This window comes from Streptomyces asoensis, from assembly GCF_016860545.1.
Taxonomy (GTDB): Bacteria; Actinomycetota; Actinomycetes; order Streptomycetales; family Streptomycetaceae; genus Streptomyces; species Streptomyces asoensis.
In genome coordinates, this window is the sequence record NZ_BNEB01000003.1 from 1483214 (window position 1) to 1508603 (window position 25390).

The 25390-nt window shown below is 74.3% G+C and carries 22 protein-coding genes; 9 read left to right on the top strand and 13 right to left on the bottom strand.

Annotated elements, in window-relative coordinates; all coding sequences use genetic code 11:
• Window positions 1–2386: 2386 nt before the first annotated feature.
• The 4 genes from Saso_RS19345 to Saso_RS19360 form a co-directional block, all read right to left on the bottom strand.
• A complete protein-coding gene (locus tag Saso_RS19345) occupies window positions 2387–2545 on the bottom strand; it encodes a DUF6760 family protein (protein ID WP_020132885.1) in 159 nt (52 codons plus the stop codon).
• Complete coding sequence (locus Saso_RS19350; protein WP_189923462.1) at window positions 2542–3087, bottom strand: hypothetical protein; 546 nt, start codon at window positions 3085–3087, stop codon at window positions 2542–2544. Before Saso_RS19350 ends, Saso_RS19345 begins: the two co-directional genes overlap by 4 nt.
• The gene (locus Saso_RS19355; RefSeq protein WP_020132887.1) at window positions 3087–3530 is read right to left on the bottom strand and encodes a phage tail protein; all 444 of its coding nucleotides are present in this window, start codon (window positions 3528–3530) and stop codon (window positions 3087–3089) included. Before Saso_RS19355 ends, Saso_RS19350 begins: the two co-directional genes overlap by 1 nt.
• Window positions 3531–3597: 67 nt before the next feature.
• The gene (locus tag Saso_RS19360; protein ID WP_189923460.1) at window positions 3598–5199 is read right to left on the bottom strand and encodes a phage tail sheath subtilisin-like domain-containing protein; all 1602 of its coding nucleotides are present in this window, start codon (window positions 5197–5199) and stop codon (window positions 3598–3600) included.
• Window positions 5200–5577: 378 nt separating this feature from the next.
• Between Saso_RS19360 and Saso_RS19365 the strand changes: the two genes are divergently transcribed.
• Both Saso_RS19365 and Saso_RS19370 read left to right on the top strand, forming a co-directional pair.
• The gene (locus Saso_RS19365) at window positions 5578–6999 is read left to right on the top strand and encodes a hydrolase (RefSeq protein ID WP_189923458.1); all 1422 of its coding nucleotides are present in this window, start codon (window positions 5578–5580) and stop codon (window positions 6997–6999) included.
• Between the two features lie 109 nt (window positions 7000–7108).
• Window positions 7109–8488 (top strand): ricin-type beta-trefoil lectin domain protein, encoded by a 1380-nt coding sequence (locus Saso_RS19370; RefSeq protein ID WP_189923457.1) that lies wholly within the window; start codon window positions 7109–7111, stop codon window positions 8486–8488.
• Window positions 8489–8504: 16 nt separating this feature from the next.
• Here Saso_RS19370 and Saso_RS19375 read toward each other — a convergent pair whose 3' ends face one another.
• The 3 genes from Saso_RS19375 to Saso_RS19385 all read right to left on the bottom strand — a co-directional run bounded on the left by Saso_RS19375 (window position 8505) and on the right by Saso_RS19385 (window position 12152).
• Window positions 8505–10589 carry an ATP-binding protein gene (locus Saso_RS19375; RefSeq protein ID WP_189923455.1) on the bottom strand — a complete coding sequence of 695 codons (2085 nt, stop codon included), beginning with the start codon at window positions 10587–10589 and terminating at the stop codon, window positions 8505–8507.
• Entirely contained in the window at window positions 10586–11257 is a 672-nt protein-coding gene (locus Saso_RS19380; protein ID WP_189923453.1) for a Pvc16 family protein, read from the bottom strand. Before Saso_RS19380 ends, Saso_RS19375 begins: the two co-directional genes overlap by 4 nt.
• A gap of 139 nt (window positions 11258–11396) precedes the next feature.
• Window positions 11397–12152, bottom strand: coding sequence for a helix-turn-helix transcriptional regulator (locus tag Saso_RS19385; protein WP_234486381.1), 756 nt, complete (start codon window positions 12150–12152; stop codon window positions 11397–11399).
• 291 nt (window positions 12153–12443) lie between these two features.
• On the opposite strand from Saso_RS19385, the gene Saso_RS19390 reads away from it, so the two are divergent.
• The 3 genes from Saso_RS19390 to Saso_RS19400 all read left to right on the top strand — a co-directional run bounded on the left by Saso_RS19390 (window position 12444) and on the right by Saso_RS19400 (window position 16216).
• Entirely contained in the window at window positions 12444–15440 is a 2997-nt protein-coding gene (locus Saso_RS19390) for an AAA family ATPase (RefSeq protein WP_189923451.1), read from the top strand.
• 120 nt (window positions 15441–15560) lie between these two features.
• Window positions 15561–15911, top strand: coding sequence for a hypothetical protein (locus tag Saso_RS19395; RefSeq protein WP_189923449.1), 351 nt, complete (start codon window positions 15561–15563; stop codon window positions 15909–15911).
• A 92-nt stretch (window positions 15912–16003) separates the two neighbouring features.
• Window positions 16004–16216: a DUF4287 domain-containing protein gene (locus Saso_RS19400; RefSeq protein ID WP_189923447.1), complete on the top strand. Its 213-nt coding sequence runs from the start codon at window positions 16004–16006 to the stop codon at window positions 16214–16216.
• A gap of 24 nt (window positions 16217–16240) precedes the next feature.
• On the opposite strand, the gene Saso_RS19405 is transcribed toward Saso_RS19400, so the two are convergent.
• A complete protein-coding gene (locus tag Saso_RS19405; RefSeq protein WP_189923445.1) occupies window positions 16241–17848 on the bottom strand; it encodes a DEAD/DEAH box helicase in 1608 nt (535 codons plus the stop codon).
• Window positions 17849–17979: 131 nt separating this feature from the next.
• Window positions 17980–18183 (bottom strand): cold-shock protein, encoded by a 204-nt coding sequence (locus Saso_RS19410; RefSeq protein WP_115906956.1) that lies wholly within the window; start codon window positions 18181–18183, stop codon window positions 17980–17982.
• A 369-nt stretch (window positions 18184–18552) separates the two neighbouring features.
• Between Saso_RS19410 and Saso_RS19415 the strand changes: the two genes are divergently transcribed.
• Both Saso_RS19415 and Saso_RS19420 read left to right on the top strand, forming a co-directional pair.
• A complete protein-coding gene (locus Saso_RS19415) occupies window positions 18553–18876 on the top strand; it encodes an SCO0607 family lipoprotein (protein ID WP_189923948.1) in 324 nt (107 codons plus the stop codon).
• A gap of 22 nt (window positions 18877–18898) precedes the next feature.
• A complete protein-coding gene (locus Saso_RS19420; RefSeq protein ID WP_189923443.1) occupies window positions 18899–19252 on the top strand; it encodes a DUF952 domain-containing protein in 354 nt (117 codons plus the stop codon).
• Window positions 19253–19412: 160 nt separating this feature from the next.
• On the opposite strand, the gene Saso_RS19425 is transcribed toward Saso_RS19420, so the two are convergent.
• Window positions 19413–19868, bottom strand: coding sequence for a tellurite resistance TerB family protein (locus Saso_RS19425; RefSeq protein ID WP_189923441.1), 456 nt, complete (start codon window positions 19866–19868; stop codon window positions 19413–19415).
• 139 nt (window positions 19869–20007) lie between these two features.
• Complete coding sequence (locus Saso_RS19430; RefSeq protein WP_189923439.1) at window positions 20008–21000, bottom strand: SCO2400 family protein; 993 nt, start codon at window positions 20998–21000, stop codon at window positions 20008–20010.
• 360 nt (window positions 21001–21360) lie between these two features.
• Here Saso_RS19430 and Saso_RS19435 point away from each other — a divergent pair, with 360 nt between their 5' ends.
• Window positions 21361–22944 carry a carbohydrate-binding protein gene (locus Saso_RS19435; RefSeq protein WP_189923437.1) on the top strand — a complete coding sequence of 528 codons (1584 nt, stop codon included), beginning with the start codon at window positions 21361–21363 and terminating at the stop codon, window positions 22942–22944.
• Window positions 22945–23010: 66 nt separating this feature from the next.
• On the opposite strand, the gene Saso_RS19440 is transcribed toward Saso_RS19435, so the two are convergent.
• Both Saso_RS19440 and Saso_RS19445 read right to left on the bottom strand, forming a co-directional pair.
• Window positions 23011–23469: a pyridoxamine 5'-phosphate oxidase family protein gene (locus tag Saso_RS19440; protein ID WP_189923435.1), complete on the bottom strand. Its 459-nt coding sequence runs from the start codon at window positions 23467–23469 to the stop codon at window positions 23011–23013.
• 37 nt (window positions 23470–23506) lie between these two features.
• Entirely contained in the window at window positions 23507–24166 is a 660-nt protein-coding gene (locus Saso_RS19445) for a TetR/AcrR family transcriptional regulator (protein ID WP_189923433.1), read from the bottom strand.
• Window positions 24167–24290: 124 nt separating this feature from the next.
• On the opposite strand from Saso_RS19445, the gene Saso_RS19450 reads away from it, so the two are divergent.
• The gene (locus tag Saso_RS19450) at window positions 24291–25322 is read left to right on the top strand and encodes a medium chain dehydrogenase/reductase family protein (protein ID WP_189923431.1); all 1032 of its coding nucleotides are present in this window, start codon (window positions 24291–24293) and stop codon (window positions 25320–25322) included.
• Window positions 25323–25390: the final 68 nt, after the last annotated feature.

Sequence of the window (25390 nt, forward strand, 5' to 3'; positions counted from 1 at the left end):
TCCTCGTGGGAGCGCCGAGGCCCACTCGGCGCGGGGCGGCGGCAGCGGACGCGGCCCGCTGGACGCTCGGTGCGGAAGCAGCGGAAGCAGCGGAAGCAGCGGAAGCAGCGGAAGCAGCGGGAGCGGCGGCGGCGCCGGAGGCGGGTGAGGCCGTGGGGCCGTGCGGGGGCGTCGGACCGGACCCGTGGGCCGGGGCGCCGGAGGCGCCGGCCGACGGGGCGACCGCCCTGCGCTGCACGCCGGTGGACGGCGTGCCGGCTCCGGTACCTGCACCGGTGGGCGCGATCGGCCGCGCGGCCGGGACCGGGCCGGGAGCGGATGCCGGGGTCGGGGCCCCGGTCGGAGCCGGACCGGGGCCGGTGGCGCGTGCGGCCGGCGGGGGCGGGACGGCGGCAGCGGGGACAGAGCCACCCGCGGCGGACGACGGGCCGGTGCCGGGCACGGGGGCCGAGGAAGGTGCCGCCGCGGATCGCTGGACCGGGAGGGCCGACGCGGGGGCGCCGTCGGCACGAGCCGCGCCTCCGGAGGACCCCGGCCCCCGGACGGGACCGGGACCTGGAGCGACGGGACCTGGAACAACGGCACCGGGAGCGGTGGGAACCGCCGCACCAGCCCCGGAAGCGGAACCCGAGGCGGAAGCGGAAGTGGGAACGGAGCCGGAAACGGGAGCGGGACTCGACCCCGGAGGCCGTGTCGTCGCCGCTCGCTGCACGGCGGAGGCCGGCGTACGGTCGGCGGCGCCCGGGGAGGAGCCGGAACCCGCGCTGGAGCCCGAGCCCGAGACCGAGCGCGAGCCCGCGCCGGGTGCGGTGCGGGGGCCGGGGGGCACGGCCGAAGCCGGTGTCGCCGCCGCCCGCTGCACACTCGGCGGGACGCGTCCCGAACCAGAACCGGAAGAAGAAACGGAACCCACATCGGAGCCGGAGCCGGAACCGCGATCGGCCGACCGCCCGGTAGGGCTGTCGGCGCTGGTGGGGGAGCTCGTACCGGAGGCGAGGTTTCTGCTCACGAGTACCGGCGCGGTCCCCGGCGGGGCCGCCGGTGCGGGGCCGCTCGCCGTGGAGCCGGTCCGCCCCTGCCCCGCGCCCGGCCGGGGAACGGCCGGACCGCTGCCCCCCGCTGTCCCGGCGGACGGGGCCGACGGCGCCGTACGGGCCGTGACGGCACGCTGTACCTGGGCGCCCATGGGTGCCGAACCCCCCGGGACCGTCGGTGACTTGGCGGCGGACGCCGGGCCCGGTGCGGTCCGGGCTGCGGACGCCGGACCGTTCACGGGGGCCGGGCCGGAGGCCGTACCGGTGGCACCCGTGCCGGGCAGGGCGCGCTGCACCCGGACCGGGCCGTCGCCCGCCGGGCTCTCGTGCCGGTGCGCCCCTCGTCCGGCGCCGACGGCCGGGGCGGACGGGACGACCGGGGCGGCCGGGACGGGTGAGGAGGACGTCGTGCGGGGCAACGCCGGGGAGGCGGTCGAAGCGCTCAGCGGGCCGGGAGCCGGTTCCTTGCCGGCCGCCGGACCCGAGCCGTCGGCGCCCGGGGCCGCTGCCCCGCCCGCGGACGGCGAGGCCGACGCCGTCGGTGCGGCGGCGGGCGCGGTCGGGGCGGTGGCGGGGGACGCCGGACGGGACGGCAGGCTGCGCCGCTGCACCGGCGCCGTCACGGACCTCGTCAGCGGTGCCGGACCCGCCGCCGGGACCGGGCTCGCGGGCGAGACACGGATACCCCGTGACGGTCGCCCACCGACGGGGGCGGACGGCTGCGCCGGCCGGGACGGCACCACGGGCGCGGCAGCCGGAGCGGGAGCCGCGGACGGCGGCGGTACCGCGGACGCCGTCGGATGCGCGGCGGTGGCGGGCCATGACGGCTGCGTCCCCGCACCCTGGGCCGCCGTTCCCGGCAGGGCCGCTCCGGGCGCCGGGGACGTCGACACGGCCCGTTGCAGGGGCGTCGGCCGGGGAGGGAGGGCCACCCGCTCGGGTTCCGCGGCCGCCGGTGCCGCCCGCAGGCTGCTCATCGAGCCGCCCGGGGCCGCGTCCAGCACCGCGCGGAAGCCCGTGCCGGTGAAGGAGGGGTTCTGCCAGGTGGCCAGCCGTCCGCCGAACCCGGCGTCGGCGACACCCGACGGCCCTCGGTGCGCGGCACGCTGGATGGGCGGCAGCGTCGGCCAGGCGGCCGCGACGACCCGGGGCGCCGCACCGCCGTCACCGACCGCGGCCGAAGCCGCCTCGGAGGACGCACCCGCCGAAGACGAAGCACCTGCCGAAGACGAAGCACCTGCCGGAGCCGCCGCCGCGGCCGGGCCGCCGGTGCCCGCGGGCGGCGTGGGGCCGGGACCGCGGCCGGCCTCGTCCCCGCGCCTGCCGCGCAACCGTTCCAGGAACCCCATGCCTCAGCCCTCCGCCCCGCCCCGGGTCACCAGGGAAGCGATCTGGTCGGCGTACCGGCGCCGGTCGTGGTGTTCCAGGTCCAGGATCTCGTCCTGGCCCCAGTGGAAGTGGTAGGCGACGTACGCGATCTCCTCGTGCAGCCGGTCGGTCGCGTACGTCACGATTCCCCCAGGCGGCTCCCGCCGAGTTCCACCTCGAAGGGCTCCGAGCAGTGGGGGCACTGCACCGAGGCGCGGGTGTGCCCCTCGGCGTTTACCTGGCGGTAGAAGTCCTGGAGGAACGCCAGGTCGGAGGCGAACATGTTCTCCACGACGCCGTCGTGGACCAGCGGCAGGCTGCCGAGCCGGGTGATGACCCGGCCCAGCAGCACCACCGACAGGTACGCGGGGTTCTCCTGCACACGGATGTCGCGGAGCGGGACGAGCTCGTCCCGTGCCGTCGCCAGCCGCATCACACCGTCGCGGTGGACGGTGCCCGCGTCGTCGACGTACCCGCGCGGCAGCTCGAAGGGGAACTCCGTCTGGAGCCGGTACGGCGCCGGTGCCGGAGCCGGGGCGGTGGCCGCACCCGGCGCGGCGAACGCGGACGCCGACCCGGACCCGGGGCCGTCGGCGCCGGGAGGGGACGCGGGCACGGCGGTGGCCGGGAGCGCCTCCTGCGGCTCCCCGCCCGCCGCCGCTGCCCGGACAGCCGTGCGCCGCATTACTCGATGACCAGTTCTTCGAACGTGATCGTGACGGTCTCGGTCAGCGCGGAGGCCTCACCGGCCTTCACCGAGCTGGTGTCGATCTTGCTGCACCAGGCGTTGCGCATGTTGTACCGCTTGACCGGGTTGTTCTGGTAGTCCATCACCATGATCGTGGCGTTCTTGCGGGCGGTGCCCATCACGCCGTTGATCGACTCGGTGATCCACTGGTTGAACGCCGCGGACTGGGTCATACCGCGCACGACCGTGCAGGTGCCCGCCTTCTTCACACCGGGCAGCTTCTTGGTGACGGGCTTGCCCTGCGCGGAGACCTGCTGGTACTCGATGACGTCCTGTTCGAGGCTGAGACCGCTGACCTCGGCGAGGTACTCGACCATCACGCCGTCGATCTGGAGGCCGAAATTATGTGAAGTAAGGGCGTCACCCGGCTGGAGACTCATCTGGCTTTCCTTCTAGGTGTGGTGCGGAGGGCGGTACGGGGGCGGAGCGCGGGGGCCTGCTGCGGGCCTACTCCTCCAGCTCGCCGTTGCCGCTGGAGAACTGGGCCAGCCGGAAGATCACGAACTCGGCGGGCTTGACCGGCGCGATGCCGATCTCGCAGATCACACGGCCGAGGTCGACCGACTCCGGCGGGTTGGACTCCTCGTCACACTTGACGTAGAACGCCTCCTCGGGGCGGCCGCCGAACAGGGCGCCGCCGCGCCACTCGTTGACGAGGAACGCCGAGACGTTGCGCCGGATCCGGGCCCACAGGGCGTGGTCGTTCGGCTCGAACACCACCCACTGGGTGCCGATCAGGATCGACTCCTCCAGGTAGTTGAAGTACCGGCGGACGTTCAGGTAGCGCCAGGCCGGGTCCGAGGAGAGGGTGCGGGCGCCCCAGATGCGGATGCCCCGCCCGGGGAACGCGCGGATGCAGTTCACGCCGATCGGGTTGAGCAGGTCCTGCTCACCGCGGGTGATCTGGATCTCCAGGTCCACCGCGCCGCGCACGACCTCGTTCGCGGGCGCCTTGTGCACACCGCGCTCGGAGTCGTTGCGGGCCCACACGCCGGCCACGTGGCCGCTCGGCGGGATCAGCCGCGCCTTGCCGGCGGCCGGGTCGAAGGACTTGATCCACGGGTAGTACAGCGCCGCGTACTTGGAGTCGTAGCCGGCCGTCTCCTGCCGCCACACCCGGATCTGACGGGCGTTCAGGCCGGGGGGCGGGTCGATGATGGCGACCCGGTCGCCCATCAGCTCGCAGTGCGCGATCAGACCGAGCTGGACGGCCTTGACCGATTCCAGGTCGATCGCGCCGCGCTGGTAGGCGGCCATCAGGTCGGGCACCGCGACCATGGACACCTCGTCGACGGCCTCCAGGCCGCCGAAGCCGGTGCGGTCCGAGCTGTCGCCCAGGTACTGGGCGGGGCCGACGGGCTGCGCGGCCTCTTCGGTGCCGGTGGCACCGGCCGGCGAACCGGCGGGCGGCGCGGCCAGCGCGACCGTCTGGTTGTCGGGGCGGACGAGCTGCGCGGCGGGCGCGGCCTCGGCCACGGTGATGAGCTTGGAGCGCTCCTTGACCTGGGTGACGACGTAGGAGCGGTTGCCCTTCTTCGCCGACACGTCGAACGTCTCGACGGCCTTGTCGCCGTCCTTGACGATCAGCTTGAAGCGCTCGGCGGGACCTTCGCCGTCCGCGTCCGCGACCTCGACGCTCAGCGGGCCGCCGCTGTCGCCCGGCGCCACGGCCGTGACCGTGAACGTGCCGAGCTGCTTGGGCTCACCGGCCGGCAGGGCGGCGGGCGCGGCGCCGGAACCGGTGACCGCGGCGGGCGACTGCGCGTCTCCCGCGGCGCCCGCGGCGGAACCGCCGACGCGGACGACGTAGGCCGCCGAGCCGCCGTTGTTGAAGAAGCCGTAGACCGAGTGCGCCAGGTAGTAGCCGTCGGTGAAGTCACCGAACGCCGCCACGTACTGGGTCCAGTTGGTCACCAGGGTCGGCTCGTTGAGGGGGCCGGACGGGGCGAGCCCGACGAAGGCAGCCACCGAGGTGCCCACCCCCTCGATCGGGCGGGAGCCGCTGGCCACCTCCTCGACGTATACGCCGGGCGACAGGTAGGACGGCATGCTGTGCTCTCCTCGGGGTACGCGTCAGGACGTCTTTCACCGTCACGCGCGAAGCGCGTCCGTCGAAACGGCTTCCGGTGCAGGGTCCGGGGCATCTCTGTTGCCCTCGCGGGCACCCGGGCCCGCGAGGGCGCCGCCGCCGGGACCGCCGCGCCGCGCCCGCCGGGGGGCGAGGCCCGCGTCCGTGCGCCGCGCCCGCCGGTGCCGCACTGCCCGCCGGGGCCGGCGAGGAGGGGTCCGTGGCGCGGCGGGGGCCCGTTCGCGAGGCGGCCGTGGCGTCCCGAGGTCCCCTCGGGCAGCCGATCGCGGCCCGCCGGGGCACGGATCCTGCCCCCTCGCCTCTGACCCCGCCCGCCGGACTCCCCGTAGCGTCGGTGCGTGAGCCTGTGGACTTCTCTTGAACCGGCGTCCGTCACCGTCGACCCCGGCAGCCGGGCGACCGTACGGCTGCGGGTGCGCAACACCGGTGACGTGGTCGACGAGTACCGCTTCGAGCCGGTCGGCCCGACCGCGCCCTGGACGACGGTGGAGCCGCCGACCCTGCGGTTGTACCCGGGCACGACGGGCACCGTCGAGCTGGCCTTCGCGCCGCCGCGCACCCCGGACGCGACGGCCGGCCCCAACCCCTACGCCGTGCGCATCACGCCCACCGAGCATCCGGAGGCGGTGACCGTCCCCGAGGGGAACCTGACGATCACGCCGTTCACCGAGGTGCGGGCGGAGCTGGTCCCGCCGACCGTGAAGGGGCGGTTCCGCGGCCGGCCGCGGCTGGCCGTCGACAACCTCGGCAACACCAAGGTCACCGCCTCGCTGAGCGGCAGCGACACCGGCGACCGGCTGTCGTACGAACTCCAGCCCGCCAACGTCCAGATCGAACCGGGGCGGGCGGCGTTCGTGAACACGACCCTGCGCCCGCGCCAGATCATCTGGTTCGGCTCCAAGGAGGAGCAGCGCTACAGCCTGGCGGTGCGCCGCTCGGGCGCCCATCCGCTGGAGGTGGAGGGCACGTTCGTGCAGCGCGGCTTCCTGCCGCGCTGGCTGGCCACCGCCCTCAGCCTCATGCTGGCCCTGACCATCGCGTTCGTGATGATCTGGCTGGCGTACAAGCCGCGGGTCACCACCAGCGCCAACGAGAAGCTGGCGGAGGCCGGTGTCAGCACGCTGGCCCCGAGCCCCTCGGCGACGCCCAGCGCCCCGGCCCTGGTGCCCACCCCGACGGCCCCCGTGGTGGTCGAGGCCCCCGTCACCAGCCAGGCCCCGGCCGGCGGTGGCGGCGGTGGGGGCGGCGGCGGTGGCGGCGGGGGCGCGTCGTCGGCGCCGCCCAAGCCCAAGCAGGAGACGGCGGCGGTCGCCGTGAACAAGCTGGCGGCGCGCAGCGACGGACGGCACATCTGCTACCGCGCCTACGTGGAGGACAAGGGCTGGCAGGACCCGGTCTGCGACGGTGCGATCGCCGGTACGACCGGCAAGGACCTGGGCATCAAGGCCCTCAACATCGCCACGGCGAGGACGGGCGGGGTCGCGGGCAACGCCGCGCACGTGGACGGCGGCTGGCTGACCGGGGACAAGTGGTCGAAGGCGTCCGACGGCGTCGACATGTACATGGGTTCGAGCAAGCCGGCGGTCTCGGTGATGGAGGGCTTCACCATCAAGACCATGGAGGGCTCCGTCTGCCAGAACCCGCACATCAAGGACCGGGGCTGGCTGGGCAACGGCTGCACCAAGCCCGGCGACTGGATCTACGGCGGCAGCCCCATGGAGCAGAAGCTCCAGCTGGAGGCGGTCCGCTTCACCGTGTGAGGCGCCGGCGCCGGGAGGGCGCGGGGGCACGGCCGTTCGTCCCTTTCGGGCAGCGGTGGTGCCCCGCGGCCTCCTGACGGCCGGGCGCCGCGCGGCATAGCGTCCACAGGTGACTCTGTGGACTTCTCTGGAGCCGGCCTCCGCGACCGTGGACCCCGGCGGCACCACGACCGTACGGCTGCGGGTGCGCAACACCGGTGACGTGGTCGACGAGTACCGCTTCGAGCCGGTCGGCGCGATCGCGCCCTGGACGACGGTGGAGCCGCCGACCCTGCGGTTGTACCCGGGCACGACGGGCACCGTCGAGCTGGTCTTCGCGCCGCCGCGCACCCCGGACGCGACGGCCGGCCCCAATCCCTACGCCGTGCGCATCACGCCCACCGAACACCCCGACGCCGTCACGGTCCCCGAGGGGAACCTGACGATCACGCCGTTCACCGAGGTGCGGGCGGAGCTGGTCCCGCCGACCGTGAAGGGGCGGTTCCGCGGGCGGCCGCGGCTGGCGATCGACAACCTGGGCAACACCCGGGTGACGGCGTCCGTGGCCGGCTCCGACATGGGCGACCACCTCGGCTACGAGTTCCGGCCGGGCAATGTGCAGGTCGAGCCGGGGCGGGCGGTGTTCGTCGACACGACCCTGCGTCCCCGGCAGATCATCTGGTTCGGCTCGAAGGAACAGCGGCCGTACGCGGTGAACGTGCAGCGCTCGGGCGCCGTGCCGCTGTCGGTGGACGGCACGTTCGTGCAGCGCGGGTTCCTGCCGCGCTGGCTGGCCACCGCCCTCAGTCTCACGCTGGCCCTCGCCATCGCGTTCGTGATGATCTGGCTGACGTACAAACCGCGGGTCACCACCAGCGCGAGCGAGAAGCTCGCGGAGACGGGCAGTACGGCGCTGCCCTCCCCCGCGGTGTCCGTGCCGTCCGCTCCGAAGGCGGACGCCTCGGCCGCGCCGCTGCCCGAGCCGCAGACGCCCTCCGCGCAGGCGCCGCAGGACGGCACCGGCGGTTCCACGTCCGGCGGTTCCTCCTCGTCGGGCGGCGGGGGCGGCGGGAGCACGTCCGGTGGTTCCGGCGACACGCAGACGGCGGCACCGGTACCCGGCGCGATCATCATCGGCCAGGGTTCGAAGCGGTGCGTCGACATCACCGACGCCCAGGACGGCGAGGGCAAGGACGGCACCCCGCTCCAGCTGTGGGACTGCGCCGGGTCGGCCAACCAGAAGTGGGTGTTCAAGAGCGACGGCACCGTGCGCTCGCTGGGCCTGTGCATGGATGTCGCCTGGGGTTCGAAGGAGGACGGCGCGGTCATCCAGGTGGCCAACTGCTCCGGGAACCCCGCCCAGCAGTGGGTGCTGAGCCAGTACGGCGACCTGGTCAACCCGCAGGCCGACAAGTGCATCGACGCCAAGGACAACGGCACCGGCAACGGTACGAAGCTCCAGCTGTGGACCTGCTCGGGCACATCCGGCCAGAAGTGGCGCGCTCAGTAGGTCCGTCGGGTACGGGTCACCAGTTGGCTTCGCCCGGCACCAGGCGGCCCGCCTTGCGGTACTCGCGGCGGGCCCCTTCGAGCAGATCGCCGTCACCGACCGGCTCGTCGCGTCCGGCCGCGAGGTAGGCGGCGGTGACGACCGCGCTGCGGATCGAACCGCCGGCCAGCTCGAAGTCCCGCGCCAGCGGGGCGGGATCGACGCCGTCGGCGCAGGGCACGTGGCTCAGCCCGTGCCGCCACAGCGCGAGCCGCTGTCCGGCGTCGGGGAAGGGGAAGTCGACCACCAGGTCCAGGCGCCGGGTGAACGCCTCGTCGATGTTGGCGCGCAGGTTGGTGGTGAGCAGCGCGATGCCGTCGAAGGACTCCAGCCGCTGGAGCAGGTAGGCGCTCTCCATGTTGGCGTACTTGTCGTGCGCGTCCTTCACCTCCGACCGCTTGCCGAAGACGGCGTCGGCCTCGTCGAAGAGCAGCACGGCGTCGGTGCGGTCGGCCTCGGAGAAGATGCGCTCCAGGTTCTTCTCGGTCTCACCGACGTACTTGTCGACGACCGAGGACAGCTGGACGACGTAGAGGTCGAGGCCGAGTTCGGCGGCGACGACCTCGGCGGACAGCGTCTTGCCGGTGCCCGACTCGCCCGCGAACAGCCCGAGGACGCCCCGGCCGCGCCCGCCGCCGGCGCTGAGCCGCCAGTCGCCCAGGACCCGGTCGCGGTGCCGGGCCCGCAGGGCGAGTTCGTGCAGCTGGGTCAGCGGCCGCTCGGGCAGCACGAGGTCCTGCCAGCCGACGTCCGGGCGGATCCGCCGCGCGTGCTGTTCGAGGCCGGAGGCCGACTGCTGCCGGGCCGCCAGCCGCACATGGTCGGCGGTCAGCGGTCCGCCCTCGAAGGCGGCCAGGGCGGAGGCGGCCCGCGCGGCACGGGCGACCCGCTCACCGCCGAGGCGGTAGGGGGCGACGACGGTGGCGAGGTCGAAGCCGGGGGCGGTGGCGGGGGCGCCGGCGGAGTCGAGGGCCGCGGCCCAGGCGGCCGTCCCGCCCGCCCGGCGCCGTGGCGCCTCCAGCACGAGCGGGTCGTCGGCGCACCAGTGCGGGTCGTAGGGGCGGGGGTCGGTGAGGAGGACCGTGACGTCCGTCGCCCCCGCCAGTGCCTCGAACAGCGGCTCGGGCCGCTCGGGCAGTCCGGACAGCACGATCGCCCGGCCGCCCAGCCGGGCCTCGCGCAGCAGCGCGGGTATCCGGTCGTCGGGCCCGGTGAAGCGCAGGGCGTCGAGTCCGGCGGCGCGCAGGGCCGAGGCGATCGCCGCCAGGCCGTCGCCCTCGCGGTGTTCGCGCAGATAGCCGACGAGCGGTCCGCCGTCCCGCAGCCGCGGCGCCAGCAGGCGCACGAACTCCTCGTCCTCGGCGGGCAGCGCGGGGGGCAGCGGGTGCAGGTGCCCGCGCAGGGTCTCGTCGGGCGTGCCGTCGCCGAGCAGGTGCGCGAGCAGCCGGTCCGGGACGCGCAACGTACGGGAGAGGAAGGGCCGTTCGGGCTCCTCGACGTCGAGCAGGCCGTAGGCGCGCAGCGGCGCGGAGGTGTGGAAGCGGGACCGGGCCCCGGCCGCGTGCGCGGGCGCCCCGCACAGTTCGAGGGCGAGCCCCACGGTGGCGCGCCGCCTGCTCACGTCGTCGTTGAGGTACCCGTACAGCGGCTCGAAGTCGCGGTCCAGATCGGGGGCGAGCGCGACGAGGAGGATCGCCGCGTCGAGTCCGGTCAGGCCCAGCCGGGCGGCAAGGGCGGTGAGGGAGTCGGCGGAGTCCTGCGGTGGGGCGGTGGCGTCGTCGAGGGCGTCGGGGGCCGGGTGGGCCTCGAGCAGGTGGCGTACCGCCTCCTCGGAGAGGTACAGGCCGCGCAGCGGGTCGGCGGCGGTCGGGTCGGCGGCCGCGCGCCGGTCGACCAGGGCGCCGACCCGGTCCCGCAGGGCACCGAGCCGCACGAGCAGCGATCCGGCCCCGTCCGCGGCGGCGCCGGTCGCGGACGGGACGGGGGCGGCGGCGGAAGGTCCGGTGGCGGCAGCGGGGGATGCGGGTGCGGCCGCCGGGGCCTCGGTGTACGCGTCGGTCATCGCGGGTCCGGGCGGCGGGCGTCCTCACGGGCGGCGCGGGCCGCGGCCACCTGGTGCGGGCGGTGGGCGCGTTCGCCGGACTCCGGCGGATCGCCGTCGATACCGCGCAGGCGGACCGCCGCGCCCTCCGTGACCGGCGGCCCGGCGTCGTACTCGGGGTACGCCGGGAAGGGCGCCGTCACCACCAGGTCCAGGGACGGCTTGAGTTCACCGCCGAGCGCGGACCAGATCTCGGCGAGCGAACGCGACTCGGTCTGGATGCCGGCCACCGTCACCGGCATCGCCAGGCCCAGGGAGCGCAGTGAGCCGGGCAGTTCGTCGGCCGGGAGCATCTCGCGCGGCAGCAGGGTCGCCAACACCGCCGACAACAGTCGGTGTTCGTCCTGCGGGGTCCGGGTCCAGGCGGTCACGAGGTAGGAGAGCCGGAACCAGCGCGGCGGTTGGCGGCGCTTGACGACGACGTCCCGGTCGTCCCGCACCGCCATCTGGCCACGCTGACGTCGGGTCACGTCCTCGCGGATGTCGTACAAGTAGGTGTTGATGACGGGGGCGTTGCGCCGGGCCGCCCAGTCACGGGTGGGTGCCTCGAAGGAGACCTCGATGCCGGAACCGGCGAGCGCGCCCCCCGCGAGCAGCTCCTTGAGGACCTCGTCCACCTCGTGGATCACCGTCGTGCTCCTCAACTTGCCGTGCTGCACCCACTGTCCGACGATCCTGTCGCGCGCGGCCCCCGGTCCGCGAGCACGCCGGGGCCGGTGGCCGGGCAGGACGTCCTGCCCGCGTGTCCGCCTTCGATTGCCCGTTCGGTCAGATGTAGCCTTCCCGGAGGGCATATGCCACCGCGTGTGCCCGATTGCGCAGATGCAACCGGGTCGTGAGCCCGTGCATGACGTTCTTGACGGTTCGTTCGGAGTAGGACAGCTTGCTGGCGATCTCTCCGGTGTCCAGGCCCTCGGCGACCAGCCGCAGGACGTCCACCTCCCGGGGCGCGAGTCCCAGGGAGGGGGCGCCGGGCCGGCCCGCCGCACCGCGGTGCAGTGTGCCCACCTGGCTGATGAGCCTGCCGAGCAGGTCCGCGGGCAGGTCGCCGTCGCCCCGGTGGGCGGCCAGCACCGCCTGCACCAGCCGGTGCGCGGTGGCCTCGCGGCGCCAGACGATGGCGCCGACCCCGCACTCGATGACGTCGAGCAGTTCGGTCTCGCGGATCGTGCCCACGACGAGCACGGCCCGCGCGCCCTCGCTGCGCACGATCCGCCGCAGCCGGGCCAGCGCCGCTTCGTCGAGGGTGTCCTCGATCAGCAGGGCCACCGTGCCCGGGGCCGCGGAGACCTCCTCGCGGACCTCCACCTCGGGACGGCCGCGCAACTGGCTGACGGCGCCCTCGCGGGAGATCGGGTCCGGCGCCTGGACGGCCACCGGGATCCGCCGCCGGGTGCCGGCGCCGGTGCCGGCACCGAGGCCGCTGCCGACGGTCGTGCCGAAGGCCGCGGGGCCCGGGGCCGCGGTACCCGCCGCCGCGATACCCGCGGCGCCGGTCTCTGGTGTCCGTGGTGTGCTGAGCAACCGAATCCCCCATGTTCACGAGCCCGCCCTCCGGCGGGGACCGGTGACGGGTGGGTCCCGTCCAGCCTTCTGCGGCCTGCGGGGCGCGCGCAATCGTGGAGCACCACGAGGCGGACCACGAGAGCAAGCCGCGCAGCACCACGGTTCTCCCGCATCACCGCAGGTCAGAACCGTCACCACGACCGATCGGCGAGCCGTCGTGAGCCTCGCCACAACGCGAACCCGCACCGCACCGCACCACCTCTACCTGTACACGGACAAATCCGATGTGCCCGACAGCAGGAGGCAGGGATGAACGGACCTTTGCGGGAACGCGAGGACGCGCACGCGCTGCTCGCGGCGGAGGCCGAACGCGCCCGCGCCGGAGCGGGCCGGCTCGTCCTGCTGCGCGGCGCGAGCGGCACGGGCAGGTCCGCCCTCCTGGAGGCCGCCGCCGCGCACGCCGCCCGGCTGGGCCTGCGCGTCCTGCGTACCCGCTGCTCGCCCGAGGACACCGCGCTGCCGTTCTCCTCCGTGCTGCATCTCCTCGGCTCCGTGCCGGAGTTCGCGGACTTCGGGCCGGGCGGCGACGACCGGGGGAGCGCGGCGCGGCTGTGGCGCGTGCTGCGGTCCTACGCGGACGAGGGCCCGCTCATGGTGGCCGTGGACGACGTCCACCTCGCCGACGAGGCCTCGCGCCGCTGGTTCGTCGAGGCCGCCCGCCGGGTCGACCGATTACCGGTACTCCTGGTGGCCACGGAACGCAGTCAGTACGACATCGATCCGCGGCCCACCGGTCTCAGCCACGCGCTGTCCCCGTCCGCGGTCCGCACGCACACCCTCGCCCCGCTCACCGGCCCGGCCTCGGCCCGGCTGGTGCGGGCCGCCTTCCCCACCGCCTCCGACCGGTGGACGGCGGACTGCGTACGGGCCGGTGCGGGCAGCCCGCTGCTTCTGCGCGCCCTCCTCGACGATCTCGACGGTGCACCGCCGCCGACCGCCGTGCCGAGGACGTGCGCCGCGCTGTACCCGGGTTCCTACCCGGCGGCCGTCTCCTGGTGGCTGGACAGCGCGGGCCCGGCGACGGCGGAGGTGGCCCGCACCCTCGCCGCCCTGGAGACCGCCTCCGGCACGGGCCCCGGGAGCGGTCCCACCACCGGCCGGACCACCGCCCCCACGCTCTCCGCCCCCACGACCTCCGATCCCACCGCCTCCGCCCCCGAGGCCCCCGACCCCACCAACCCCGACCCCACCAACCCCGACCCCACCAACCCCGGCCCCACCGGCCCCGACGCCACGGTCCTCGACCCGACGTCCCTCGAAGTCACGTCCCTCGACGCCATGGCCACCGGCCTCACGGGCACCGACGCCTCCGCCACCGAGGCCCTCGCCGCCCTGGTCGCCGACGCCTCCGGCGCCGACCCGGCGCGCGTGTCCGGCTGGTTCACCGCGATGACGCGGCTCGGGGTGCTGCGCCCGGACGCCGACGGCCGCCCCCGCTACGCGCACCCCCTCCTGCGCGACGCCGTCCTCAGCGGCTGGGCCCCCGCCCGCCGCCAGGACGCCCACCGCGCGGTCGCCCAGGCGATGCTGCGCCGGGGCGACCACCTCGACGCCGTGGCACGGCAGTTGCTGGGCAGCGCCCCCGCCGGACTGCCCTGGGCGCTGCGGGTGCTGCGCGACGCCGGCAGCGTGGCCGCGCGCGAGTCCCGCCCCGAGGACGCCGTCCGCTACCTGCGCCGGGCCCTCCAGGAGCCGCTGCCCGACGACCTGCGCCAGCGCCTGCTGACCGAACTGGGCTCCCTGGAGTACGCCTCCGCCGACACCCCGGCGGGCATTCCCCGGCTGGCCGAGGCGCTCGACCTGCCCGCCCAGCCCCGCGACCAGGTCCGCACCGCCATCGCGCTCGGCACGGCGCTCGTGGGCCGCGGGGAGGTCCGTACGGCGGTGGAGGTGCTGCGCGGGCTGGAGGCCCGGCTGGCCGCCCACCCCGATCTCGCGCGCGCCCTCCAGACGGCGTCCGCGCTCCTGTCCGACCAGGACCAGACGGTCCGCCGGGAGGCCTACCGCTGGCTCACCGACACCGCCGAACGCTCCCCGGAACTCGTCGGCGCCTCCGGTCAGGCCCTGCTCGTGCGGTACGCGGCGACGGCGGGCGACCTCCCGGCGCGCGAGGCGATGCGGCGGCTGCGCACGCTGCTGACGGAACCCGCCGATCCGCTCGCCGAGCCGTTCCTGCTGGGCACGGCCGCGGCGGTGGCCCAGTGGGCCGACGAACTCGACGAGGCGGAACGGCTGGTGGAACGCGGGCTGGCGGGACAGCATCCGTCGCTGCTGCACCCGATGGAACAGGCCCTGCTGGACACCAGGTGGGACATAGCGGCGGCGCGCGGCGCCTACGCGACCGTGCTCGCCGAGCGCCCGGAGGCGGCCCGGCGCACCGGCAACGGGCCCGCCAACGCGGACGCGCACACCCTGCTCGCCCTGGTCGAGACCGGCAGGACGGCGGAGGCCCGCCGCCTCGCCGACACCTTCGACCTGCGTGACACCCCCGACTCCTGGGAACTGAACCGCTTCCTCTACGCGCGGGGGGTGCTCCGGTTCACCGAAGGGGATGTGGCGGGCGCCCTGCACGACTTCCTGGAGTGCGGCCGCCGCCAGTCCGCGCGGGCCGTCCTCAGCCCGGTCGTCACGCCGTGGCGTTCGGCGGCCGCCGAATGCCGGCTGGTGCTGGGCAATCCCCAGGAGGCGCTGGCCCTCGCGACGGAGGAACTGCGGCTGGCCCGCGTGTGGAACACCCCGCGCACCATGGGACGGGCGCTGCGCGTGCTGGGCCGGGCGACCCGGGGCAGGCGGGGCCTGGAACTGGGCGAGGAGGCGGTCGCCGTGCTGCGGGACTCGCCGGCCGAGGCGGAACTCGTGTCCTCGCTCCTCGCCCACGGCGTGCAGCTGACCGCCGTCGGCGAACGCGGCCGGGGACGCGACCATCTGCGGGAGGGCGCCGAACGCGCCGAACGGCTGGGCAGCGTGCGTCTCCTGACCTACGCCGAGCACGCCCTGCGCAGCGCCGGCGGCCGCCGTACCACCCCCGCCCACACCGGCTCGGGGGCGCTCACCGGCAGCGAACGCCGTATCGCGGAACTCGCGGCGGAAGGCCGCACCAACACCGAGATAGCCAAGCTCCTGCACGTGGCCCGGCGCACCGTGGAGACCCACCTGACCAGCGCCTACCGCAAACTGGGAATCCGACGCCGGGGCGAACTGCGGGGCGTGCTGGAGGACGACGTGCCGCGACACCGCGCGGGCTGAGGACGCGCGGCGGGCCGAGGAGGCCGAAGGCGCGGGCGGCGCCCCGCTGTGACAGGCCTGTGACCGGAGGAGTGGCTTCCGCCACAGCCCACCCGGACCGCCCCCTGATGGGGTGACCGGATGCGTACCGCACTGCGCGCCCTGCGCCGCTGGCTGCCGCCGTTCCTGGCGCACCTGCTGATCGGTCTGCCGACGGCCGCCGCCCTGCTGTGCGCGCGCTGGTACCTCGCCCACGGCCACTGCACGTACGACGACCTCGGCCGGCGCGACCTGGACCAGTGCACGTACGACCAGATCGAGAGCAGCGGCTTCGTGCTGACCGCCCTCGTCGTGCTCGCCGCGTTCGTCACGCTGGTGCTGGTGCTCTTCGACGGCCCGCGCCCCCGCGGCACGGCCCGCTCGCTGCGGCCCCGGCTGCTGACGCTCCCCGCGATCCTGCTGCCCTACGCGGTGTTCGTCGCCTGTGCGTGAACGGCGGGTGGGCCGGGCCCGCCCGCCGGGAAGGTGACGCGGCTCACTCGTCCACACCGGTCACTTCGCCCGGCGCCGACGGTCTTACCCGCATGACCGAACCTGTGAAGGGCCCCGCGAGTTACTTCCCGTCGATCGAGAAGAAGTACGGACGTCCCATCGCCGAGTGGCAGACCCTGATCCGGGCCTCGCCGCTCACCCGGCACATGGAACTCGTGGCCTGGCTGAAGACCGAGCACGGCCTGGGCCACGGCCACGCGGGCGCCCTCGTCGCCCACACGCGGGCGCAGGACGCCGGCGCGTGAGCCGGGCCGGGACCCGGCCCGGACTCAGCGGCCGCCCGCGGGGTTGCCGCTGCCGCTGCCCGAGGAGCGGCGACGGCCGCCCTGCGAGCCGGCCCGCCCGCCCTGGGCCGCGGAACGCCCGCCGCCCTGGGCCGCGGCACGGCCACCGCTCTGCGCCGACGGACGGCCGCCGCCCTGGCCCCCGGCACGGCCACCGCCCTGGGCCGCCGGGCGGCCACCGCTCTGCGCCGCCGGGCGGCGGCTGCGGGAGCGTGAGGTGGCGGCCGCGCGCACGGGACGGTTCTCGGTGACCGGCGGGGCGAGCACGACGGGCACACCGGAGGGCGCCTGAGCACCCGTGATGCGGCTCAGCTCGCTGCCGCCCGAGCGGACCCGGGTGGTCTGCGGGGTGATGCCGGCGTCGGCCATCAGACGCGTCATCTCCCGGCGCTGGTTGGGCAGCACCAGGGTGACGACGGTGCCCGACTCGCCCGCGCGGGCCGTACGGCCACCGCGGTGCAGGTAGTCCTTGTGGTCGGCGGGCGGATCGACGTTGACGACCAGGTCGAGGTTGTCGACGTGGATGCCGCGGGCCGCGACGTTGGTCGCCACCAGCACCGTGACATGGCCGTCCTTGAACTGGGCCAGGGTCCGGGTCCGCTGGTTCTGCGACTTGCCGCCGTGCAGCGAGGCCGCGCGCACCCCGACCGCCAGCAGCTTCTTGGCCAGCCGGTCCGCCGCGTGCTTGGTGTCCAGGAACATGATCACGCGCCCGTCGCGGGCGGCGATCTCCGTCGTCGTGGCGTGCTTGTCCTCGTCCTCCACGTGAAGCAGGTGGTGCTCCATCGTGGTGACGGCGCCCGCCGACGGGTCGACCGAGTGGACGACGGGATCGTGCAGGTAGTTGCGCACCAGCCGGTCGACGTTACGGTCCAGGGTCGCCGAGAACAGCATGCGCTGACCGTCGGGACGCACCTGGTCGAGCAGGGCGGTGACCTGCGGCATGAAGCCCATGTCGGCCATCTGGTCGGCCTCGTCGAGGACGGTGATGGCGACCTGGTCCAGGCGGCAGTCGGCCCGGTCGATGAGGTCCTTGAGCCGGCCGGGCGTGGCCACGACGACCTCGGCGCCGCCCCGCAGGGCGCTCGCCTGCCGGCCGATCGACAGACCGCCGACCACCGTGGCGAGCCGCAGCCGCAGCGCGCGGGCGTAGGGGGTGAGGGCGTCGGTGACCTGCTGGGCCAGTTCCCGGGTGGGGACGAGCACCAGGGCCAGCGGCTGCCGGGGTTCGGCCCGCTGCCCGGCGGTGCGGGCGAGCAGGGCGAGACCGAAGGCGAGGGTCTTGCCGGAACCGGTGCGGCCACGGCCCAGGACGTCCCGGCCGGCCAGCGAGTTCGGCAGCGTCGCGGCCTGGATGGGGAACGGGGTGGTCACACCCTCGGCTTCGAGAGCACTCAACAGCCGCTCGGGCATGTCGAGTTCGGTGAAAGCCTCGACCGCAGGCAATCCCGGGGTGAGAGTGACGGGTACGGCGAATTCACCGCCGGACGCGGCGGGACGACTCCCGCGTCCGCTCCGCCCCGGCTTGGCCGAACGGGAGGGGGCGCCCTGGCGCCTGTCCGTACGGGAGCGGACGGAGCTGTTGCGGTTCATCCGATACCTTCCTCGAAAGAGAAAATGCCATGGGCCGGGGCCCGCACTCAGGGAGTACGGGCCCCGGCCACTTGGTCCGCGTGATGCGCGGCCGATCGCGTCAGCGTCAGCGTCAGGCGGCGTCAGGCGGTTCAGGCGGGCAGGATGTTCTCCGCCTGCGGGCCCTTCTGGCCCTGGGTGACGTCGAAGGTAACCTTCTGGCCTTCCTGAAGCTCACGGAAGCCGGACGTGGCGATGTTCGAGTAGTGGGCGAACACGTCTGCGCCGCCACCGTCCTGCTCGATGAAGCCGAAGCCCTTTTCCGAGTTGAACCACTTCACGGTGCCAGATGCCATGTTGAATCTCCCTATGGGGCAATGCCCGGGGTCCGCACCTTGCGGATCCGGTGTCGCAGGATCAGGAAAAGCCCCAAAAACAAAAAGAGTGCCCGTCGACGGAAGGTCGAAGAGCACTCAAAAGCCTCTGGTAACCGAAACTGCCACTTTTATCACGGTAGCACAGGTCCGGATGCGGGGCCCGGGAGCCGGACGGCGCCACGCGGCACCCGGGTACGCCGCCCGTGAGGGATGAGTACCCGTACTCAAGAGGAACACTCCTGCCGCCCGCCAGGCTGGGCGCACAGCCGGCGCGGTGCCGGCGCGGACCAGGGCGGGACGGCGCGGCCGTCCGTCCGTGCAGAGGAGCAGACCGTGCGCAGCAGCAGCATGACCAGGGGCCGGACGGGCGCGGGCCGTAGGCCGGCCGGGGCGGTGGCGGCGCTCGCCGTGGCCGTGTCGGCCCTCGCGCTGCTCACCGGCTGCTCCCTCCAGATCGAGGAGGCGAGCTGCGGCGGCGGCGAGTACCCGGTGCTCGCCGTGAACAGCAGCGGCAGCGACTGCGTGCCGGACGGCGAGGAGCCGGCGGACGGCTGGGCCCGCTATCCCGAGGGCAAGGTCCCCGAGAAGGTCGGCGACAAGTGGGACGTCTACTGGAGCACCCGCACCCTCGACGAGAACGGCGACATCGTCACGCTCCCCGAGGGGCAGTGAGCGCCTGTTGTATAACCGGATCATGATTTATCACGTCGTGCCGCTGGACGAGTGGAGCGCCGATCCGGACCGGCCCTACGCACCGGCCTCGCTCGCGGAGGACGGGTTCGTGCACTGCTCCCCCGACGAGGCGACCACCCTCCGCGTCGTCAACGCGTTCTACCGGACGGCCCGCAGACCGCTGCTGGCCCTCGTCCTGGACGAACGGCGGCTCACGGCGCGCTGCGCGTGGGAGGCGGCCGCGCCGGCCCCGCCGCCGGGGGTCGCCGAAGGCACCCTGTTCCCGCACGTGTTCGGCCCCATCGACCGCGACGCCGTGACCCGGGTCCTGGAAGTCCGCTGGGACGACGACGGCTTGGCGACCGCCCTGGCCTGACTCCCGCCCCGGCCCCGGCCGTACGGCCACGCAGGACCCCGGCGCCCCGGCCCGGACCGTCCGGACGGGACGCCCGGCCGGACGGGTCGCGCGGCCGGACGGGACGCGCGGCGCGAGGACTCAGAAACTCAGGGGCCCGCAGACTCAGAGGCCCGCAGGCTCAGAGGTCGAACTCGTGCGGCGGCAGGTCGAGGGCGAAGCACGCCTCGCGCACGACACCCTGCTCGGTCTTGTCGAAGTCCCCGTCGGCGCCGCCGATGACGATGCCGATCTGGACGACCGCCCGTGCCTCGGCCGGCTTCTTCTTCGCCTTGGCGATCTCCTGGAGCACGCTGACCTTGCCGAAGTCGAAGTCGGCGGTCAGCTTGGCGAGGTTGTCGTCGAAGCGCCGCTGGAGGTCCGTGGCGTCGAAGTTCTGGAGTACCTCGTTGGTGGCGATCAGCTGCGCCACCCGGCGCCGCTCGGCGGGGTCGACGGTGCCGTCCGCCGCCGCGACCAGGGCGCACATCGCCATGCTCGCGTCGCGGAAGGCGCCGCTCTTGAGGTCGTTCTTCTTCGACAGGAGCTGGGTCTGCATCGTCGACGCGGATTCCTTGACGCGGTCCCACAGGGCCATGAGAACTCCAGAAGATCGGGGCGGGGTCAGTCCGGTGGCGGCCGAGCCTGTCGCTGCGGCCACCACCACATCTACAACACCGTAGAAACTGACGGCCGCCCCGATTAGTTCCGGCGGCCCGGGTCCTGACCGGATCCGGTCAGCCGAGGCAGATCAGGCCCAGCAGGCAGACGTCCGACGGCGAGGTCCCCGCGGGCGCGGTGCCCGTCGAGGAGGACGGAGCTCCGGTCGACGACGAGCCCGTCGAGCCCGACGACGACCCCGAAGACGAGGACGACGCGCCCGACGTGCCCGACGCGCCCGACGTGCCCGACGCGTCCGAGGTCGAGGAGCCGGTGCCGTCACCCGCGGCGGAGCCGGCCGGCTGCTGCTGCCCCGCGGAGCCCGTCGCACCGCTCGCGCCGGTCGCGCCGGTGGTGCCGCTCGCGTACGAGGTGCCCGCGCCGCCGCTCCCGCCCGTGCCGGTGGTGCCCGCCGCCTCGTGGGACGCGGGACCGGACCGCTGCCGGGGAACCACCGGCGTCGCGGGGGCCGAGGGCAGCGAGTCGGTGCGGGTGTCGGCCGTGCGCCCGGCGGAGGGCGCCGTCCGGTGGCCGTCGGACCGGCTCACCGTCGGGCGGGTCCGCTCCGACGCCGGGTCCTTGCCGCCCGCCGTGGGCGGGAGCTCCGGTGTCGTGGCCGCCTGTGCCTGGTCACCGGTCTGCCGGTCCAGCGCGGCGAAGGTCAGCCCGCCGCCGACGAGCGCGACGGCCGTCGCGACCACGGCCCGGCGCTGGTTCTTCTTCCAGCGGGCCAGCTGCCGCCGCCGCGCCGCCCGTCCGGGCGGGGCGTAGGGGGCCGCAGACCCGGACGGCACGTCCTCGACGTCGGCCGCGGGGGCGGCGACGGGCGCGATGCCGCTGTAGGCGGGGGCCGGTGACTGGGCCACAACCCCGGCCGGGGGGAGCGTGCGGGCCGTCGAGGCCGGTGGCGTCGGCATGGCGGCCGTCGGCATGGAGGCCGACCGCGCGATCGGGGCCGCGGTGATGCCGCGTTCGACCCTGACCGGCGCGATGTCCGGGGCGTAGGCGCCGCATCCAGGGCACACCAGGGCGCCGTTCAGATGCCGGCGACACGTGGAGCAGTAGTCCATCTGGCGTCTTCCTGCGCGGGGGATCCGATGGCCGGCAACGCTAACGACTCGTTCGAAAGACTGTGTGCAGTCTGTGTGACGCTCCTGCGCGGATCCCTTGAGGGGATGGCGCACACGGCTGCGGACCGGGCGGGGCCGCGCCGCCCGGGGCCGCCGGGGCGGGGTCGACCGCGACGGGCCGCGCGCGCCGCAGCCCGCCCACCCGTCCATGGATATGAACAGAAAACACGTACGCGACTCTTGACGTGCTCAGGCCACACCCCTAGCTTCCGGGAGAAAGCGCTTTCTCGCACCGTGTGCGTCGGCGCTCTCTGGTTCGGCCGACCCGCACTCGTCCCGTTCCGTTCCTGGAGATGACCCATGCAGCTCAGATCCGTCACGGCCTGCGTCAGCCTGGTGGCCGGCGCCCTCGTCGCCCTGTCCGGCCCCACGGCGCAGGCCGCCACGACCACCCGCTACGAGGCCGAATCCTCCCCCGCGGTCTGCACCGGCACCATCGACTCCGACTGGACGGGCTACTCCGGCAGCGGATTCTGCAACGGCACCAACTCCACCGGCGGCTATGCCCAGTTCACCGTGAACGCGGCCACGGCGGGGACGGCCACGCTGAACGTGCGCTTCGCCAACGGCACCGCCGCCGCCCGCGCGGCCTCGCTCGTCGTCAACGGCACGACGGTGCAGACGCCGTCCTTCGAGGCCACGGGCGCCTGGTCGACCTGGGTGACCAAGGCCCTCACCGTCACGCTGAACGCGGGCGCCAACACCGTCCGGCTCAACCCCACCGGCGCCGTGGGTCTGCCCAACGTCGACTACCTGGAGGCGACCACGGCCGACGGCACCACGCCTCCGTCGGGCGGCGCGATCTACGTGGCACCGGGCGGCACCGACGCGGCGGCCGGGACGCAGTCCGCCCCGACCACCCTCACCTCTGCGATCAGCCGTGTCACCGCGGGCGGCACGATCTATCTGCGCGGCGGGACGTACACCCCCTCCTCGACGGTCACCGTCCCCGCGACCGCGAGCGGCACGGCGTCCGCGCTCACCACCCTGTCCGCCTATCCGGGCGAGACCCCCGTGCTCAACTTCTCGGCGCAGAGCGAGAGTTCCTCGAACCGGGGGCTCCAGCTGTTCGCCTCGTACTGGCACGTGTACGGCCTCGTCGTGGAGCACGCGGGGGACAACGGGATCTACGTCGGCGGCAGCGACAACGTCGTCGAGCGGACCGTCACCCGCTACAACCGTGACACCGGGCTCCAGCTCGGGCGGATCGCCTCCACCACCCCCGCCGCCCAGTGGCCGGCCCGCAACCTCATCCTGAGCGCGGAGTCGCACGACAACGCCGACTCCGACGGCGAGGACGCCGACGGCTTCGCCGCGAAGCTCACCACCGGAACCGGGAACGTCTTCCGCTACGCCGTCTCGCACAACAACATCGACGACGGCTGGGACCTCTACACCAAGACGGACACCGGCGCCATCGGCCCGGTGACCATCGAGGACTCCCTCTCCTACGGCAACGGCACCCTCTCCGACGGCACCGTGAACTCCAACGGCGACCGCAACGGCTACAAGCTCGGCGGCGACGACATCGCCGTCAACCACGTCGTACGGCGCAGCATCGCCTACCGCAACGGTCATCACGGGTTCACGTACAACAGCAACCCGGGCTCCATGGCCGTGTCGAACAACCTCAGCATCGACAACGCCGAGCGCAACTACTCGTGGGACGCGGGGACGTCGGTGTTCCGCACCAACACGTCCTGCCGGTACGGCGTCAGCGGCTCCAACGACAAGACCGTCGGTGACGCCGACAGCAGCAACCAGTTCTGGACCGGCGCCAACGGTTCGCGCTGCGCCTCCTCCTACGGCGGCGCGCTCGCCTGGTCCTTCGCCCCGAACGGCCAGCTGGTGGTGACGCTGGGCGGCAGCCGCGTGACGCTGTAGCGGCCCGCACGGTACGGGTACGGGGGTCTCGCTCCCGTACCCGTGAGGCCGTTGTGCGGGGGCGGGTCAGCCGTCGATGTCGAGCGCCGTCCCGTACAGCCGGTCCACCTTCAGCCGGACGACCACCCGGCGCTCGGCGACCAGCTGTTCCAGGAACTCCGCCTCGTCCCGCGGCCGTGCGTCCGCCGGGATCATCCCGAGCAGCTCGCGCCCGACGGCGTCACCGGGAACCGTCGTGACCTCGGAGATCTCGGCCTCGCCCTCGGCGACGGCGAACGACCACACGTCGCCGCCCGGTACGTGCAGGGCAGCGTGCGGGTCGCGTCGCAGCTGACGGACCTTGATGCGGTCGGCCGTCGTGGAGAACCGCACGACGCGGGCGCCGGCGTCCCAGCTGTAGGCCATGGTGGTCAGGTGCGGGTGGCCCGTGCTCCTGACCGTGGCGAGGGTGCCGAACCGCTGTCGGCCGAGCAGCTCGGACAGGGCTTCGTCGGACAGCGTGCGGGGTGTGGGGCGTGACGTCATGATCTGGGCAACTCCCTTGGCCCGGAAGGTATTTCCCTCAGGCGTCCGCGGTACCGGTCAGGGACTCCAGTTCCGCCGCGAAGAGCCGCGCGGGGTCGAAGCCCATGCCGGTGAAGTGGCCCGCGAGTTCGAGGGACAGGACCCCGTGCAGCCGGGTCCAGCAGGTGAGGGCGCGCCCGAGGGCGGCGGGTGACGCGGGGCGGCCGTCCGTCCACCGCTCGCCGAGGCCTTCGAGGTGGGCGGCGAGCGGGGTGTCCGGCCCCCCGGAGGGCGGACCGGCGCAGGTGTCGAGCAGCGCCGTCATGATCTCGGACGCGATCGCGGTGATGTCGTCGGGCGCGTGGTAGCCGGGGACGGGCGTGCCGTAGACGAGGAAGTACCGCTGGGGGTCCTCGAGGGCCCAGTCGCGCAGGACGTGCGCCAGTCCGGACAGGCCCGCGCCGGCGTCCGCCGCGGCGCGGAAGGCGTCGGCCAGGCTCCGGTACCCGTCCCGGACGAGCTCGGTGATCAGTTCGTCGCGGCCGGCGAAGTACCGGTACAGCGCGGGGCCGCTCATCCCCATCTGCTTGGCGATCGCGTTGAGGGAGAGCGCGGAGGCCCCCGCCGTGGCGATCTGCTCCCACGCGCGTTCCTTCACCTCGGCGCGTACCTGGGCGCGGTAGCGCTCGCGCGGGGTCGTGGTGCCCGTGTCCGCCATGGCCTGCCGCCACCTCTCCATCGCTTTGGTTAGAGGCTATCACGAACGCTATTGACACTTCCTTTCGTGTTGCGTTACAACTTCTAACGAAGGCGAACGCCGATAACGCTCACTGGAGGTCGTCATGAACGCCGAAGGACTCGTCGAGGTCGTCCTGCCGGGCAAGGTCGAGCCCGAGGGGCTCCGGTTCCGGCACGGAACCGTCCCGGCCCCCGGCCCCGGGCAGGTGCTGGTCCGCATGGAGGCGACCGGGGTCTCCTTCGCCGAGCAGCAGATGCGCCGCGGCCGCTACTACGACCAGCCGCCGTTCCCCTTCGTGCCCGGTTACGACCTGGTCGGCACCGTCCTGACCACCGGCGAGGGCGTCGGACAGGGCCTGGCCGGCACCCGGGTGGCCGCCCTGGTGAAGACCGGCGGCTGGGCCAGCCATGTGCTCGTGGACGCAGCCGACGTGGTGCCCGTGCCCGCCGGGGTCGATGCGGCGGAGGCGGAGACCCTCGTGGTCAACGGCATCACCGCCTGGCAGATGCTGCACCGCAAGGCACGGGTCCGCGCGGGCGGGACCGTCGTCGTGCACGGCGCCAACGGCGGGGTCGGCTCGGTCCTGGTCCAGCTGGCGCGGGCGGCGGGCATGCGGGTGATCGGCACGGCGTCCGCCCGTCACCACGACGCCCTGCGGGAGCAGGGGGTCGTCCCCGTCGACTACCGCACCGGCGACCTGGCCGCCCGGCTCCGCGCGCTCGTCCCCGGCGGAGCGGACGCCGTCTTCGACCACGTCGGCGGCCGGGGCATCGTCGACTCCTGGCGTCTGCTCGCCCCCGGCGGCACGCTCGTCTCGTACGGCACCGCCTCCACCCGCGACGACGAGGGGTCCAAGCAGTGGCCGGTGCTGAAGCTGCTCGGCCGGCTGTGGCTGTGGAACGCGCTGCCCAACCGCCGCCGCGCCTACTTCTTCAACGTCTGGGCCGGCCGCGCCTTCGCCAGGAACCGCTTCCGGTCCCGCCTGCGGGCGGACCTCACCCAGCTGTTCGCGGCCCTCCAGCGCGGTGACGTGACTGCGCGCATCGCCGCCCGGCTCCCGTTGGCGCAGGTCGCCGAGGCCCTGCGCCTCGCCGAGTCGGGAACGGTCGCCGGCAAGGTCGTCCTCCACCCGTGACCCGTGACCGACGACCGGAGCCACGTGCGAACCTGCCTGCCGGGCCTCGACCGGGGCCGGTGGGGCGA

Coding starts and splice junctions, on each gene's coding strand:
- Saso_RS19395 (WP_189923449.1), top strand. CDS start 15,561: ATGCGTACCGCACTGCGCGCCCTGCGCCGCTGGCTGCCGCCGTTCCTG.
- Saso_RS19435 (WP_189923437.1), top strand. CDS start 21,361: ATGCAGCTCAGATCCGTCACGGCCTGCGTCAGCCTGGTGGCCGGCGCC.
- Saso_RS19420 (WP_189923443.1), top strand. CDS start 18,899: ATGATTTATCACGTCGTGCCGCTGGACGAGTGGAGCGCCGATCCGGAC.
- Saso_RS19405 (WP_189923445.1), bottom strand. CDS start 17,848: ATGAACCGCAACAGCTCCGTCCGCTCCCGTACGGACAGGCGCCAGGGC.
- Saso_RS19390 (WP_189923451.1), top strand. CDS start 12,444: ATGAACGGACCTTTGCGGGAACGCGAGGACGCGCACGCGCTGCTCGCG.
- Saso_RS19450 (WP_189923431.1), top strand. CDS start 24,291: ATGAACGCCGAAGGACTCGTCGAGGTCGTCCTGCCGGGCAAGGTCGAG.
- Saso_RS19410 (WP_115906956.1), bottom strand. CDS start 18,183: ATGGCATCTGGCACCGTGAAGTGGTTCAACTCGGAAAAGGGCTTCGGC.
- Saso_RS19375 (WP_189923455.1), bottom strand. CDS start 10,589: ATGACCGACGCGTACACCGAGGCCCCGGCGGCCGCACCCGCATCCCCC.
- Saso_RS19350 (WP_189923462.1), bottom strand. CDS start 3,087: ATGCGGCGCACGGCTGTCCGGGCAGCGGCGGCGGGCGGGGAGCCGCAG.
- Saso_RS19445 (WP_189923433.1), bottom strand. CDS start 24,166: ATGGCGGACACGGGCACCACGACCCCGCGCGAGCGCTACCGCGCCCAG.
- Saso_RS19355 (WP_020132887.1), bottom strand. CDS start 3,530: ATGAGTCTCCAGCCGGGTGACGCCCTTACTTCACATAATTTCGGCCTC.
- Saso_RS19430 (WP_189923439.1), bottom strand. CDS start 21,000: ATGGACTACTGCTCCACGTGTCGCCGGCATCTGAACGGCGCCCTGGTG.
- Saso_RS19415 (WP_189923948.1), top strand. CDS start 18,553: ATGACCAGGGGCCGGACGGGCGCGGGCCGTAGGCCGGCCGGGGCGGTG.
- Saso_RS19400 (WP_189923447.1), top strand. CDS start 16,004: ATGACCGAACCTGTGAAGGGCCCCGCGAGTTACTTCCCGTCGATCGAG.
- Saso_RS19440 (WP_189923435.1), bottom strand. CDS start 23,469: ATGACGTCACGCCCCACACCCCGCACGCTGTCCGACGAAGCCCTGTCC.
- Saso_RS19425 (WP_189923441.1), bottom strand. CDS start 19,868: ATGGCCCTGTGGGACCGCGTCAAGGAATCCGCGTCGACGATGCAGACC.
- Saso_RS19360 (WP_189923460.1), bottom strand. CDS start 5,199: ATGCCGTCCTACCTGTCGCCCGGCGTATACGTCGAGGAGGTGGCCAGC.